The organism is Natronosalvus amylolyticus, from assembly GCF_024298845.1.
Lineage (GTDB): Archaea > Halobacteriota > Halobacteria > Halobacteriales > Natrialbaceae > Natronosalvus > Natronosalvus amylolyticus.
Genome location: NZ_CP101156.1, coordinates 174,974 through 188,277 on the forward strand (window position 1 = coordinate 174,974; position 13,304 = coordinate 188,277).

General features: G+C 60.9%; 15 protein-coding genes. 7 read left to right on the top strand and 8 right to left on the bottom strand.

The window, feature by feature from the left end; all coding sequences use genetic code 11:
* Nucleotides 1-11 precede the first annotated feature (11 nt).
* The 3 genes from NLK60_RS00895 to NLK60_RS00905 all read right to left on the bottom strand — a co-directional run bounded on the left by NLK60_RS00895 (nt 12) and on the right by NLK60_RS00905 (nt 2,940).
* Nucleotides 12-1,157, bottom strand: coding sequence for a signal peptidase I (locus NLK60_RS00895; RefSeq protein WP_254809024.1), 1,146 nt, complete (start codon nt 1,155-1,157; stop codon nt 12-14).
* Between the two features lie 557 nt (nt 1,158-1,714).
* Nucleotides 1,715-2,263: a hypothetical protein gene (locus tag NLK60_RS00900; protein WP_254809025.1), complete on the bottom strand. Its 549-nt coding sequence runs from the start codon at nt 2,261-2,263 to the stop codon at nt 1,715-1,717.
* Nucleotides 2,260-2,940: a hypothetical protein gene (locus tag NLK60_RS00905; RefSeq protein ID WP_254809026.1), complete on the bottom strand. Its 681-nt coding sequence runs from the start codon at nt 2,938-2,940 to the stop codon at nt 2,260-2,262. Before NLK60_RS00905 ends, NLK60_RS00900 begins: the two co-directional genes overlap by 4 nt.
* 350 nt (nt 2,941-3,290) lie before the next feature.
* Between NLK60_RS00905 and NLK60_RS00910 the strand changes: the two genes are divergently transcribed.
* Entirely contained in the window at nt 3,291-3,878 is a 588-nt protein-coding gene (locus NLK60_RS00910; RefSeq protein ID WP_254809027.1) for a DUF7344 domain-containing protein, read from the top strand.
* A gap of 99 nt (nt 3,879-3,977) precedes the next feature.
* Nucleotides 3,978-4,388, top strand: coding sequence for a zinc ribbon domain-containing protein (locus NLK60_RS00915; protein WP_254809028.1), 411 nt, complete (start codon nt 3,978-3,980; stop codon nt 4,386-4,388).
* A gap of 107 nt (nt 4,389-4,495) precedes the next feature.
* Here the strand turns inward: NLK60_RS00915 and NLK60_RS00920 are convergent, their stop codons facing one another.
* Nucleotides 4,496-5,674, bottom strand: coding sequence for a 3-dehydroquinate synthase II (locus NLK60_RS00920; RefSeq protein ID WP_254810516.1), 1,179 nt, complete (start codon nt 5,672-5,674; stop codon nt 4,496-4,498).
* A 286-nt stretch (nt 5,675-5,960) separates the two neighbouring features.
* On the opposite strand from NLK60_RS00920, the gene NLK60_RS00925 reads away from it, so the two are divergent.
* Complete coding sequence (locus tag NLK60_RS00925; RefSeq protein ID WP_254809029.1) at nt 5,961-6,518, top strand: hypothetical protein; 558 nt, start codon at nt 5,961-5,963, stop codon at nt 6,516-6,518.
* A gap of 119 nt (nt 6,519-6,637) precedes the next feature.
* Nucleotides 6,638-7,015: a hypothetical protein gene (locus NLK60_RS00930; protein WP_254809030.1), complete on the top strand. Its 378-nt coding sequence runs from the start codon at nt 6,638-6,640 to the stop codon at nt 7,013-7,015.
* Nucleotides 7,016-7,051: 36 nt separating this feature from the next.
* Here the strand turns inward: NLK60_RS00930 and NLK60_RS00935 are convergent, their stop codons facing one another.
* Both NLK60_RS00935 and NLK60_RS00940 read right to left on the bottom strand, forming a co-directional pair.
* On the bottom strand, nt 7,052-7,864 hold the full coding sequence (locus NLK60_RS00935; protein WP_254809031.1) for an HFX_2341 family transcriptional regulator domain-containing protein: 813 nt from the start codon (nt 7,862-7,864) through the stop codon (nt 7,052-7,054).
* Between the two features lie 87 nt (nt 7,865-7,951).
* Complete coding sequence (locus tag NLK60_RS00940; RefSeq protein ID WP_254809032.1) at nt 7,952-8,614, bottom strand: SprT family zinc-dependent metalloprotease; 663 nt, start codon at nt 8,612-8,614, stop codon at nt 7,952-7,954.
* Between the two features lie 112 nt (nt 8,615-8,726).
* Between NLK60_RS00940 and NLK60_RS00945 the strand changes: the two genes are divergently transcribed.
* The gene (locus tag NLK60_RS00945) at nt 8,727-9,428 is read left to right on the top strand and encodes a phosphoglycerol geranylgeranyltransferase (RefSeq protein ID WP_254809033.1); all 702 of its coding nucleotides are present in this window, start codon (nt 8,727-8,729) and stop codon (nt 9,426-9,428) included.
* A 61-nt stretch (nt 9,429-9,489) separates the two neighbouring features.
* Entirely contained in the window at nt 9,490-9,918 is a 429-nt protein-coding gene (locus tag NLK60_RS00950) for a universal stress protein (RefSeq protein ID WP_254809034.1), read from the top strand.
* Between the two features lie 128 nt (nt 9,919-10,046).
* Here NLK60_RS00950 and NLK60_RS00955 read toward each other — a convergent pair whose 3' ends face one another.
* A complete protein-coding gene (locus NLK60_RS00955) occupies nt 10,047-10,937 on the bottom strand; it encodes an SIR2 family NAD-dependent protein deacylase (protein WP_254810517.1) in 891 nt (296 codons plus the stop codon).
* A 102-nt stretch (nt 10,938-11,039) separates the two neighbouring features.
* Nucleotides 11,040-11,726: a helix-turn-helix domain-containing protein gene (locus NLK60_RS00960; RefSeq protein WP_254809035.1), complete on the bottom strand. Its 687-nt coding sequence runs from the start codon at nt 11,724-11,726 to the stop codon at nt 11,040-11,042.
* 115 nt (nt 11,727-11,841) lie between these two features.
* Here NLK60_RS00960 and NLK60_RS00965 point away from each other — a divergent pair, with 115 nt between their 5' ends.
* Nucleotides 11,842-13,182 (top strand): cytochrome P450, encoded by a 1,341-nt coding sequence (locus tag NLK60_RS00965; RefSeq protein ID WP_254809036.1) that lies wholly within the window; start codon nt 11,842-11,844, stop codon nt 13,180-13,182.
* Nucleotides 13,183-13,304: the final 122 nt, after the last annotated feature.

A 13,304-nucleotide genomic window follows, 5' to 3' on the forward strand; every position in this document is an offset into this window, starting at 1 on the left:
GTACATTGGAGTCACCTCAGGAAGCCGGTGGGACTCGAGCGTCGCCGCTCTCTGGTTCGAATCGCGCCGGTCCCGATCAGCAGCGCGAACGGCAGGACGAAAATTCCGACAGTGACGGTTGTAACGGCGGCCGCCGCGAGCCATGGATGGATGCCGTGGAGGCCGACGATGACCGGCGTCGGCAACACCGCGAAGTAGCGGTACTCTGCGAACGAGCGCAGGTAGTAGCCGGTTTCGGGCGGGGCCGTCACGCTCACTGTTGCGTTGAATCCCTCACCTCGCTCGAGGCGAGTCGGCTCAGCGTCGACGCCGATCCCGTCGCTTGCGGGCTCGACGACGGTGACCACGGGGACGGGTCCGTTGTGAGCAATTTCGTAGGTCCTGTCGTCCGTTTCACCGGCAGGGATCACGTGTGACGCGCCGGAGTCGTACTCGCTACTGACGAACCCGATCTCGGTCGAGCCGGACATGGCGATCATCGTTCCCACTGTGACCAGACAGAGCACGAGTCCCATGGCGAGGACGACCCGTTTGGCGTTGAAGACGTCCTGGCGTGATCGGCGGCGGCTTCGGGAGCGAGTGGCCACTCCTGAGCGGTCGAGGAGTGCCGAGACGGCCAGGACGGCGATTCCGAAGCCAAAGAGGAGGTACGAGGTGCCGAACGAGCCAAGGAGTGCGCCGGTACCGAGAGTCGATGCTAGCCGGAACTGTAGCGATTCGACCCCGGACTCGACGCCCATAACGGCCGTTCCCAGGTGTGGGATGGTGACGACCTGGCCGTTGACCTGCCAGGCTTTGGCGACCACCTGTCCGTCGGTGACTGGTGGCTCGCCACTGTCCTGATCGGTGACCATGTTCGCGTCACCTCTCGTGACGTAGCCGCCAGATGAGCTACTGACAACCCGATGGGTCGTCAGTCCACCGCCGTCGATCTCCTGGGCGTCGTAAACGACGACGTCGCCCGACTCGACCGGACCGGCGACAGCCGTCGGGATGGCGATGAAACCATCTCCCTCGTCGATTGTCGGCTCCATACTCCCCGTCTCGACGAAGGACAACAGGATCGGCTGCCCGAGTATCGAGCCAAACACCAGCAACGAGACGATGACCACGGCAAGTGCCGTTCCGCACAGTGTGAGCAGCCGGCGCCCGTCCATCAGCGCCACCTCTCGAGACCCAACCACGTGTCCACTGTTTCACACTCTCCATTCGAGTCACGTCGGCGGTTTCGACCGCTGTCAGGTGGTCCACGTGACGAGTGTCCAGTGGGCGTAGTAACTGACTCGCCAGGTTTGCTGGCGGCGCTCCCATACTGACTCGCGTGTGCACGGACGGAGCTGACACTCATCTCATCGAATCGCTGTAACTCGAGAAGCGAGACACTCGAGTCCGCTACGATAGCCATCGGTTTCACAGTCGAGCGAGTCACACTCGAGGTCGGGTCGGCTACCGACCTTAGTAATGAGTGACTGTCAACAGGTAGTGACTGTCTTCGAAGCCGAATCGTTTTGAAAAGGAGAGCGGAAACAGTTTCGCACGGTTTTCTCTGGCCGGAGCCCAATGCCGCCCACCACGCCATCCACACGGGTGACCGATTCGGTAACGGAACGACGAGGGAATCCTCGATGCACGAGAGTGCGGGTTTCTGTCGTCACTGAGTATTGGTGAGTACCGATCCAGTAGTGGCTCACCAGGGAGAGGCCAGTGAATCTTATTAGCTCTCGCGTTCGCTTCGGACGTACACCTCCTCGAGCAATGTGGTCTCCCCCGAAATCCCCATCGTTCTGGTCATGATGCCGACGGTCAGGCAGCTATCGGGCTCGAGAGTCGTGGCCTGTTTGGGGCTATCTATCGGATTACCCAGGTCGCCATCGGTATAGAACCGAACGGCTGGTTCGCCACGGTCGTTCGTCGGCGGGTCGGCGTCGATCCAGACGGTCGCGGCCTCTTTCCCCCGGTTACAGACGAAAAAGCCGTCGTGGCGGAACGAGACAGAATTCGAGTTGAAGCGCTCGAGGTCACCTTTCGGCATCGAGATTTCAATTGCGGTCTGTTTGGGTTCGGTTTCACCCGGGGGTGGCGATTCGCTTTCGTCGCCGCGAATGTCATAGAGCGACATATCGTCGTCGTCCGTCTGCACTGTCGGCGCGGAGCTGTCGGACCACCCGGCCATCGCCCCGAGCCCGACGACGCCGAGTCCGAGGCCGACGCCACCGAGCGTGGCGAGCAGCTGTCGGCGAGTGAGCGGGGTTTCCTCGGTCATGGTCCGTTCAACACCCAGTCGTCGGGATCTTTATCGGTCAACTCGACCGACTCGAGCAGCTTTTTCGGGCGGGTCTCTTTCCCGAACGCGCTCTTGGCCACGGCGATGATGATGACGTGATCGAGCAACCGTTGTGGTGCTTTGATGCTCTTCGTGTGCGTGAACAGTCCGACCTCGAGACACTCGCTCACCTCCAGGGTCTGTCCCCCGATAATCTCGTAGCCAGTGTCGTGGCCACCATGATAGAACGTGACGCGATCAGGTTCGGGCCCGGACTTCAGGATGAAGATTTTCGCGGCTTCTTTCCCCTGGTTACAGATGTGAAAGAGGTTATCGAACCAGGAGGTCGAATCTGAGTTGACGCCGACACCGCCACCCTCCGTTGGATTCTTTCGGTCCATGCGGATTCGAAGGTGGTTTTTTCGGTCGTAATCGACGAAGCTCCGATTCGGTCCATCGCTCCGTTTGAGGCCGAGATAGGCGTCCCGGTCGTGTGCGACGCTGATCTTTGCTGAGCGTTTCGAGACGACACCGGTGAACGCACCGGTGCCGATGAGCGCTGTCGCCCCGATGGCCGCGCTCCCAGAGCCGAGCAGGAAGTGTCTTCGGTTCATGAGTGGATGGCACGTTGTCGGACGACCGACGCAGTCCTCGGTCGCCAACACGCTTGCGCTCATCCACATCGTTTTGGGGTTTGTGTATGCGCCCCGAGCAATATCGTCAGCAGTTGCCTGATACGCATGTGTCCGAAAATGACAGGTCGAAGGCGGCCATTTCTCGACTCTCGAGGGTTGCCCGAGCGGCTTCTCGAGGTTCGCTGCAGATTCTGTTCTCGTGTACGAAAAAGAGGGATATCGCGCCTCTCGGCCCCTCAAACCCGATTTTTAGCTATGCGCCTTTTGGCGTACTCGATACACGAACGGGTATGGATACCCTGTTTCCGGTTCGGTACCGCGTTACGGTTCCTACGCCCTGATTACTTAATGGCGGTATTCGTGACGTTCCAGGCAGGGGATACGCGGATCATATGAATACAGTAGCCAATACAGTGCCGTCCGGGTCGGAGGGCGAGGGGGGTCTCTCTCGAGATGAGGTGTTTACGATGTTGAGCAACCGGCGACGGCGCTGGGTGCTCTACTATCTCAAACGCCACGAGGGGAATCGTGTCGATTTACGAACGCTCGTGGATACGATTTCAGCGTGGGAGTACGGAACCTCGGTCGAGGCACTCTCCTGGAAACAACGGAAACGAGTGTATACGGCGCTGCGACAGTCACACCTGCCAAAACTGGACGACGCAGGCATCGTCAAATATGACCAGTCTCGCGGCACCGTCGAACTGACGGATTCCGCACACGAGGTGCAACTGTACCTCGAGTACGTCCCGGCACACGATATTCCGTGGAGCCAGTACTATCTCGGTTTGACGCTCGTTGGTACGGCCCTGGTCGTCCTCGCCTGGGGACCGATCTACCCCTTCGACGGACTTTCGGGCCTCGTACTCGCGTCGATGGTCCTCGTTATGTTCGGGATCTCGGCACTCGTCCACCACTATCACCTCCGACAGCACAAACTGGGTGCCAGAGACGTGCCACCAGAGATCTCCAACGCTTGATAGCCGCTCGCCGTTTCTGTGACGTGAAGTGTTTCCAAAACTGAATAGTCACGCGGAACCGCAACGTTAACACCGACGGTCACCAACGATGGGACAGGTATGACTATGGTCCGCGTTCTGATCGCTGCCGGACTCTCGTTGCTCTGGCCGGGTGTCGGCCACGCGATGATCCGCGAGTGGATTCGCGCGCTCTTCTTTTCTGGCCTGTTCATCACGGCGATGGCGCTCTCGTTTACCACCGAACAGATTACTGCCGTCTCCTCGCTCGGCGAACTGGTGGCGCTGTTTACCCAGGAAGCCAGCACTATCGACCAGATCGCGCTCTCGTTTCTCGCTGTGCTCGCCGCGACTGACACGCTGTTCCGTGGCGTCGCTGCGTCCGGACCGAGTGCTGACCAGGATGGTCCGGCGTGCCCCCAGTGTGGTCGGCCACTCGATGAGGACCTCGAGTTCTGTCACTGGTGTACGACGCGACTCGAACCGGTCGAAGACGAGACGCCATCGCCGTAACAGCTTCCCGGCTAGAGGAACTGACATCTACTGAATTTGCCGTGACACGGCCCCAGGAGTCCCTCTCGAGTGAAAAAATCAGTTTCGGGCTCGTTGAAACCCGCGGCTTACTTTTCGATAATACTCTCTTCGACTGGTTCGCCGAAGTGACGAGCCGTCTCTTCGTAATAAAGCAGCAGTTCGTCCCCTGGTGAGAGGCTCGTCACGGCCTTGCGTCCGTCTCTGGTGGCAACCTTGATCGTCTCGGCGTTCTGGAGCAGGGTTTCGATACGGTCGCCGCTTTCGGTCTCGAGCGCGACCCGAAACATCGGTCGTTTTTCGATTTTGACGCGACCGACGATGGCTTCGCGCGTGTGGCCGGCGGTGTCGACGACCTGCACTTCGTCCCCGCTCGTGAGTTCCGAGAGGTACTTGGTCCCGCCATCGGGTGTCCGGACGTAGGCGTGAACGGCACCGGCGTTGACCCGGAAGGGGCGGGAGGCGACGTACGGTGACTCCGCGGTTTCGGCGTGGACGAACACGAGGCCGCGAGACATCGAGCCGACGAGCATCCCCTCGTCGTGTTCGAACAGGTTGCCCGTATCGACACAGACGCGGTCGGCCGAGCCGATGGCTTCGATTTCGACGAGCGTTCCCCACTCGAGATCGAGCGTTTCGCGTTCGGCTTCGTCGCGAACCTCGACCGTGCGCCGGATTTCGTCGGGGTCGTCACTGTCGAGTAATACCGCGTCGGCGCCGATCTCGAGGGTCTCGAACGCCGTTTTGGCCTCTGCTGCACTCGTCACACCTGCGACCAGGTCGGTTTCGGCACCGATACGGGCGATCAGATTCTCGAGTGGGATAATCGTCCAGTCTTCGCCGATAACGAGCGTGTATTCGGCTTCCTCGGCGGCTGCCTCCGCGAAGGCCTCGTAGTCTTTCGAGAGGATGCGAACGTACGCACCGTTATCGTGGTCGGTGTTCCGACGAAGTGTCGAGAGGTCGGCCGAACCGGAAAAGTCGTTCGGCAGATCGATCGTTCCGTCGCCTTCGCCTTCTTTGCCGATGACGTAGGCATCGGGCTGTGCGGTCGGTGGTTCGTCTTCGGCATCGTCGATGAGCGTGACGTCGCCATCGGTCCGGAACGCGGCGACCGAAATGTCACCGAGTTCGCGGACGCGCTCGACGTCCTCCTCGTCGACCAGTACCCAGTCGGCTCCCGCCTCGAGGGCGGTCGTGATCCGTGCGCGGCGGGCATCCCAGTCACCGACGGCATCGTCGGCTTTCACCCAGACTGCTCTCGTCATGCTTCGACTCTCGAAGGGGACTGGCTTGAACGTGGCGAATTCGTCAGTCATCGCCACGGTTTCTTCCGGCCGGGTGTTCGTGACACTACCGTCGCCATTGGAAACCATTGCATTTGCTATCACAAGGCGGCGCCACGGGAGTTGTGTAACTCGTTTCCCTGGTTCCGATAGTCGATGGGTCCTACAGCGGACTAATCCCCCATTCAGTTACGTTAGTAACGATAGTTATGATGGTTATGTTACTTTCGTATTTACCAATAAGATACTCCCGAACCAATCTATAACCATGTCACATCACAGGATTCCATCCCCTGGTGCGGTCTCGAGTGTCGAAGACGCTGCCGAGCAACTGGGTTGCTCGGCCGTCACCGACGTCGCTCGAGCAGCAGCGCGACACGCGGCCCGTCAACTGGGCGACGAGTACACCGACGACGTACTGGCTGCGGCCGCGCTACGACTGGCCACCGCTCGAGGTCGCCACCAGGCAGTTCCCATAGACGCCGTCTGTCAACAGTTCGACGTCGACCAGTCGGCCGTCGCAGCCGTCGAGTCGGTACTCGTCGACACTCTCCAGCCACCGGCGTCCTCAGAGACGATCAGACAGCTTCGCCGGACGGTGATCACGGTCCGTGAACTGCTCGCGGCGCTCGAGTCCGACCGCTCGTGTGCACCGTACCGTCCGGGGTCTGCGCTCGAGGGACTGGACCCTGCTGTCGCCAGCTTGCTCGAGCAGCCACTCGACCGACTCGATGAACCCGAACTGCGGGCGCACCTCGAGCGGTTGGAAGCGGATCTGCAGATGGCGAAACTGGGCGTCGACCTGTATCTGCTCGTCCACGAGTAGCGTCGGTCAGTCCGCTGTGGGCTTCGAATGAAGGCAAATCTGCCGATTCGATCTCTCGGTAAAAAGACGAGATATATTGGAAAGCTACCATTTATATCGAGGCCTTGTGATGAGGGGACATGCAACGGAGAGGATTTCTCGTCGGTTGTGGGTTGGCAACTGGGATCGCGTGCGCCGGCTGTCTCGATGCTCTGGACCGGGCCGAACCGGATATCGAGGAGACCGTTCGCTCGGAGTCCGAAATTACGTTCACCGCCGAACCGGGTGACACGATCACGATTGCGGTCGATACGGAGGCCGAAATCAGTGGCTTCACGTACGTCACGTTTCGTAACCCAGCCGACGGAACGCTGTACGACAATCACGTCTCGAGTGGCGGACCTCTAAGGGAGAGTTTCACGGCTGAACATGACGGAACCTACCAGCTAATAATTCGCACCGACGAACGAGAGACTCACGCCGAAGTGGCTGTCACCATCGATACCGGCGAGGAGTAAAGCCAGTAATAAAACGAGAGCGGATCGATTGGGCGATCAATCGTCTCGGTATGCGTCGGCGTACTCGAGTTTGTGTCGAAACGCTCGATAGGCATTTTCGCCCTGTTCGGTGAGATGAATCACGCGACGGCGGCCAACTGATTCGATTTCGACGTAGCCGTCTCGCTCGAGGGGGTCGAGGATCCGACTGTCGAGGACGCGGAACGCGCCCTTATCCTCGCCGCCGGGATGGGCTTCGGGCGGAGCACGGTCAGCCATAAAGGTTAGGCCGGCGTCTCGGGCATACTCGATACAGTCTTTCTTTTTCGGTGGTGTGGTTCGTGCGTCGTGGTACCCGTCCCAGCTATCGGGGTCGGCCAGAAACTCCATCATCGCGATCTGATCGGGCGTCGGAGAGTCGATGGGATAGGTCGGGAGGCTGTAGACCGCCGAGGCTCCGGTCGAAAGTGGCTCACCGACCATATCGTGGTTGTATTCGTCGGGTTCGACGTAGTATGCCGACGCGTCGGTCGAGACGTCCATACAGGCCATCGTCGCGCCGATAGCCGCAATGGTTCCACCACCCGAGACGTTGACGTACACGTTGTCGTCGGCGTGTTCATCAGCGAGCGTCGTGATGACGCCGAGGACGCCATAGATATCTTTCAGGTTACACGCACGACGTTCGACCGTCGCAATTTCCTCGAGTGCGTGAACGAGGTCGTCGTGATAGGCTGGCACGCCTTGGTCTTCGAAACCATCGTGTTCGAGCAGATAGACGAGATCGGCCCGCGTATCACGAATCGGCTCGAGAATTCGGTCGAACTCGTTGCCGAGTGGCACGATGTGTACACGCTTGACGACATCCATACGTGCAGGGGCCGCGGCATCGATATAATGGTTCAGGGTTCGTCCGTGGCTCGAGTGAGTCACTCCCCGAAGCACCGACGTATCGAGTCACCACCGGTCACCGAGTGCGGCTTTCACCCCGCCGTACCCGCTCGAGCACGACCAGGTCCGCCCGCTGTCGGTGTGTTCGACTTCGTAATCTGCGCCACAGGAGCCACACCGATAGCACTCGGGCGTCGTGACGGGTTTCGACGCACGGTGTCTGCTGGCTTCCCACTCACACCCCTGGTTTTGACAGCGAAGTCGATACCGTGGCTCGGTAAACGACGGACAGTGCCTGGGTGCCTCGAGACTACTCGCCATCCGACGAAACCGTTCGCCGTGTCCCGACTCGCCAAAGTGCTGGAACTCCCAGGCGTGGACCAGTTCGTGGCGGACGACTTCGGCAAATGTCTCCCAGTCGTAGACCCGATACGCCCGGCGGGAGAGGACGATTGTGGCGACTTCGCGCTCTCGATTCCACCGACAGGCGCCAGCACGACGTTTCGCGCGACTCGAGACGGCCCACTCGAGACGTTCCCACTCGACATCGATTTCGACCTGTCGCGCGTGAATTCGGGCGCGGGCAATGAGTTCGTCGTCGATAGTGAGCGTCTCGTCACCGACGGGCTGTGTATCGCCCGGAGAGTCGTCGTTGCGTGCCAGGGGCTCCCCCTGGTGTGCGTTCGATGAGATCGGTCCGTCGTCGGTCACAGCTATACCTGGGCTCATGCGGGCGCTCGAGGTAGCCGTTTTGGTTCCGCAAAGAGAGCGGTACTCCCCCACATATCGACACAGCGCGCGTTTCGCAGGGCTTTTGCCACGTACCGAGAAACGGGACGGTATGACCGCGCCCTGGGACGACTGGAATCACATTCTCAAACTCGACCCTGACAAGGAGCTCCCGGAGGGAGTTACCTACGGAGACCTCTGTGCGACGGGAACCGATGCCATCGAAGTGGGTGGAACGATGGGGATGACCGAAGAAAACATGACGGCCGTTATCGAGGCCTGTGCCGAACACGACGTTCCCCTGTATCAGGAGCCATCGAATCCCAGCGTGGTCGTCGACAACGCGGCACTCGAGGGCTATCTCATCCCGACGGTGTTCAACGCCGGCTCCCCGTTCTGGATAACGGGCGCACACAAAGAGTGGGTCCGTCTGGAAGGCAGCCTCGAGTGGGACCGAACGTACATGGAAGCCTACATCGTGATGAACCCGGAGGCTGACGTGGCGACGCTGACCGAAGCCGACTGCGACCTCGGTGCTGACGACGTCGCCTCGTATGCGACCATCGCCGAGAAGATGTTCGGACAGGAAATCGTCTACGTCGAATACTCGGGCACGTATGGCGACCCCGAAATCGTCGAAGCAGCCAGCGGAGCGCTCGAGGACTCCACGCTGTTCTACGGTGGCGGCATCCACGACTACGAGTCGGCGTACACGATGGCCGAGCACGCAGACGTGATCGTGGTCGGCAACCTCGCACACGACGCCGGTGTCGATGCGGTTCGAGAAACCGTCAAAGCGGCTAACGACGCGTAAGCACGGCTTACACGGCCGAACGGAGGTCTCATTATATGTCGTTTGATGCTGGATGTTGTCTATGGCAAACACGATTCTCGTGCCGGTCGACGGCTCGGAACATTCCCGCGAGGCGCTCTCGGTTGCCATCGAGGAGTTCGCCGATGCCGAACTGATCGTCCTTCACGTGATCGAACCGTACAACGTGTTCTCGGTGACCGAAAACGCGGCCAGAGACGACGAGGTACTCGAGGAGCGTCGGGCGGAGCGCGCGGCACTCCTCGAGGAGAGTCGCGAATTCGCCGCTGACAGGGGCGCCACCGTTCGAACTGAACTGATGTTAGGCTCGCCGTCTCGGGCGATCGTCGACGCCTGCGATGAGTTCGACGTCGACCACGTCGTGATGGGGAGTCGAGGCCGAACCGGCCTCTCTCGGTTAGTTCTCGGAAGCGTCGCCGACACTGTGGTCAAGCGCGCGCCGACCACGGTCACGGTCGTCCGTTCTCCCTGACTGACGAAGATCCGGCAGACAGATGACTGAGGCCTGGAAAAGGGAGTACTGAGACCCGGTCGACGAATGACAAAGGGATCCCCTTCCAACCTCTCCGATTCCCCTCCGGACACCGCTTCGACAATCGCCTACACAGATTCGACCAGATCGGCCAGCCGCGGGAGTATCGCGGTGACGTCCGCTCGGTACACCCTCGAGGCGTGGCGGTCGAGCGGCGTCGCCTCGAGATTTACAATCGCGACGGTCGCCCCGTTACGGGCGGCCACTCGAGGGAGCGACGCGGCCGGCTCGACGACGAGCGAGGAACCGATTGCGAGAAAGACGTCGCTCTCACGGGCCAGGGTTCTGGCTTGCTGGAGTAGTGGCTCCGAGAGCTGCTGACCGAACAGGACGACGTCAGGCTTGTAGAGTCCGCCACAGTCACACCGTGGTGGCACGTCCTCCGCATCGACGCGGTCGAAGATCGGATCGGCCCGCGTTCGGGAGCCACAGCCGACGCATACGACGCGGTGGGCGTTGCCATGCAACTCGAGGATCGACGCACCGGTGGCGTTCTGCGGGCCCGTTGGCTCCGTTTCATCACTTTCTGCAGGGTCCGTGTTTTTGGTCCGGCCAGGTGCCTCGCTGTACTCTCTGTTGCGGTCGCCGTCCACGCTCTGATTCACACCGTTCTCGCTTGGCGAATCGGCCGCTCGCTCGTGTAACCCGTCGGTGTTCTGGGTGATGATCGCCTCGAGATGCCCTGCCCGCCCCAATCGCGCGAGCGCCTCGTGGGCCACGTTCGGCGCGTAACTCGAGCCGAACAGTGCCCGCTGTAACTCGAGCCGATCACGCCAGAAACCGGCGGGGTCGCGCTGGAATCGGCCGTAGGTGAACTGCCCCTCGTCGAAGCGGTCCCAGACGCCGTCGGCTCCGCGAAATGTGGGCACACCGGAGGGCGCAGAGATGCCGGAGCCTGTCAGCGCGACGACGCAGGCCGCCTCGCGGATGTCGCGGGCCAGGTACTCGAGGTCGTCCATACCAGTGTCACGGTACGCCTCCTCAAAAGCGAGACGATCGCTGGCTGGCGTCCTCGTCACTACCCGGAGACGACGATAACCGGCTAAGCAACTCGAGGACGATCACCGGCTACTCCCGTTGTGGGCGTGGGCGCGTGCGAATTTGGCCTCGATGTGTCTGAGATGTTCGCCGACGGTGCCTGTCGCGATATCGAGCGCCGCCGCCACTTCCGCCTGCGTGGTCTCTCGGGGAATCTCGTAGTAGCCCAGGCGAGTGGCAACGTCGAACACCTCCTGTTGTCGCTCGGTGAGGCCGGCGTCGTGCGGTCTCGGGGTGAGGTCGTACTCACCGATTCGCTGGACCTCGAGGGTGATCTCTTCGGGGAGGATGGCGGCGGCCTGTTGAATCGCGTCGCCCGTCCCGATGACGGTCAACTCGAACCCCCGGACACCGTGGGCCACCTCATCCCGGTAGCGGATCGGCCAGTCGAGCACGATGTCGTGGTCTTGAAGGATCGACAACAGGTCGGCGACCAGTCCGACGTTGCGACACGTCACGTAAGCGACGCCGCGTTGGCCGCCCTCGTCACCGCTGACCCCGTATTCGAGGGCGTGGCTCGAGTCTGCCAGTCGGTCTCGAACTCGATCCGGGTCGCCGCGGAACGTCAGCAGTTCGATGTACTCGCCGTCCCGAATTGGACTGAGGTAGCGGATCGATTCCATCGAAACGTCGTCGATGCTGGCAAACAGTTCGTCGAGGGGGTGAATCGAGCCCGTTTTCCAGGTTAGCGTGACCGTAGCATATCGCATCGTGTACTCGCCTCGCGCCAGGTTGGTCGCGTTGCACGCTATTTGATATCTGCACATAAGAATCCCGAGGATGCTCGGGAACAGGGATAGCGGCGTTCCGGTTGTCATAGTGGGTATGCGACTGACGCGTTCGACAGAGTCACGGCCACCCGGGCCCGACGGGTTGCCGCTCGTCGGTACCCAACTCTCGTTTCTTCGGGATCCCTACGGCTTCATGACCGAGACCGCCCGTGAATACGGCGACATCGTCTCCTGGAAGGATCCTGGAGGCTACGTCTATCAGCTGAATCACCCCGAGTACATCGAACAGGTTCTCGTCCAGAACAACCAGCACTACGTCAAAGGTGATCTGTTTCAGAACACGCTTCGGCCGATCACTGGCAACGGAATTTTGAACAGCGAAGGTGAGGTCTGGCGACGCAATCGGCATCTGATTCAACCGGCGTTCCATCCCGAACGAATCCGGGAGTACGCGACGATGATGACGGACTTTACCACCGAGACGATCGAGACGTGGGTCGACGGCGAGACCCGCCCGTTCCACGAGGAGATGTCGACGCTGACCTTAAAAATCGTGGCTCGAGCCCTCTTCGGCGTCGGTATCGACGACCACGTCGACACGGTTGCGGCGGCCCTCGACGACTTCATGCTGGCCTCGGAGACGCTCTCGCACTACGTGCTGCCGCCGGGGATACCGACGCCGTCCCGTCGGCGAATCGCTCGCGCACGGGAGCGACTCGATGCACTCATATACGACATGATCGAGGATCGGCGGTCGAACCCGACCGATGGCGACGTCATTTCGAAACTCCTCGAGGTCAGCGACGAGGGGGGAGCCACCCTCTCGGACGAACAGATCCGCGACGAGGTCGTGACGCTGTTGCTTGCCGGCCACGAGACGACGGCGCTCGCCATGACCTTTAGCGCGTACCTGCTCTCGAAGCACTCGGCGGTCGAGGCGCGACTGGTCGAGGAACTCGAGACCGTTCTCGACGGGAGCCCGCCGACGATGGCCGACCTCGAGGATCTGGAGTACACCGAGCAGGTGGTCAAAGAATCGATGCGGCTGTATCCGCCGGTTCCGGCCATCGTTCGCGAACCCGTCAAACCGGATCTCATCGGCGGGTACGAGATCCCACCCGGTGTGACCGTGCAGATGCAACAGTGGGTCGTTCATCGCGACCCGCGCTGGTACGACGACCCGCTCGCGTTCCGACCGGGACGCTGGACCGACGAGATGGAAGCCGAGTTACCGAAACTAGCGTACTTTCCGTTCGCGGCGGGTCCACGGCGCTGTATTGGTGATCGATTCGCGATGCTCGAGGCTCGATTGCTGCTGGCGACGATTTACCAGCGCTACCACCTCGAGTTGGTCCCCGGCACCGAACTCGACTTGATGGCCACGATCACCGCGCGCCCGAAGCACGAAATTCCGATGACGATCCGCGAACGATAGCCATAGCGATTCACGACACTATCGAGGTCAGTGACTGGAGACGGTACCGCTCGAGTGTCTCAGGACTTCCAGGAACGAAAGTAGGTTGCACCGTCGCCACCAGCTGTCGCAGTCGCTATTGG

Excerpts from the sequence above, each read along its gene's own strand:
- NLK60_RS00955 (WP_254810517.1), bottom strand. The coding sequence starts at position 10,937 with ATGGACGACCTCGAGTACCTGGCCCGCGACATCCGCGAGGCGGCCTGC.
- NLK60_RS00895 (WP_254809024.1), bottom strand. The coding sequence starts at position 1,157 with ATGGACGGGCGCCGGCTGCTCACACTGTGCGGAACGGCACTTGCCGTG.
- NLK60_RS00930 (WP_254809030.1), top strand. The coding sequence starts at position 6,638 with ATGCAACGGAGAGGATTTCTCGTCGGTTGTGGGTTGGCAACTGGGATC.
- NLK60_RS00900 (WP_254809025.1), bottom strand. The coding sequence starts at position 2,263 with ATGACCGAGGAAACCCCGCTCACTCGCCGACAGCTGCTCGCCACGCTC.
- NLK60_RS00940 (WP_254809032.1), bottom strand. The coding sequence starts at position 8,614 with ATGAGCCCAGGTATAGCTGTGACCGACGACGGACCGATCTCATCGAAC.
- NLK60_RS00935 (WP_254809031.1), bottom strand. The coding sequence starts at position 7,864 with ATGGATGTCGTCAAGCGTGTACACATCGTGCCACTCGGCAACGAGTTC.
- NLK60_RS00925 (WP_254809029.1), top strand. The coding sequence starts at position 5,961 with ATGTCACATCACAGGATTCCATCCCCTGGTGCGGTCTCGAGTGTCGAA.
- NLK60_RS00945 (WP_254809033.1), top strand. The coding sequence starts at position 8,727 with ATGACCGCGCCCTGGGACGACTGGAATCACATTCTCAAACTCGACCCT.
- NLK60_RS00905 (WP_254809026.1), bottom strand. The coding sequence starts at position 2,940 with ATGAGCGCAAGCGTGTTGGCGACCGAGGACTGCGTCGGTCGTCCGACA.
- NLK60_RS00950 (WP_254809034.1), top strand. The coding sequence starts at position 9,490 with ATGGCAAACACGATTCTCGTGCCGGTCGACGGCTCGGAACATTCCCGC.
- NLK60_RS00965 (WP_254809036.1), top strand. The coding sequence starts at position 11,842 with ATGCGACTGACGCGTTCGACAGAGTCACGGCCACCCGGGCCCGACGGG.
- NLK60_RS00910 (WP_254809027.1), top strand. The coding sequence starts at position 3,291 with ATGAATACAGTAGCCAATACAGTGCCGTCCGGGTCGGAGGGCGAGGGG.
- NLK60_RS00915 (WP_254809028.1), top strand. The coding sequence starts at position 3,978 with ATGACTATGGTCCGCGTTCTGATCGCTGCCGGACTCTCGTTGCTCTGG.
- NLK60_RS00960 (WP_254809035.1), bottom strand. The coding sequence starts at position 11,726 with ATGCGATATGCTACGGTCACGCTAACCTGGAAAACGGGCTCGATTCAC.
- NLK60_RS00920 (WP_254810516.1), bottom strand. The coding sequence starts at position 5,674 with ATGACGAGAGCAGTCTGGGTGAAAGCCGACGATGCCGTCGGTGACTGG.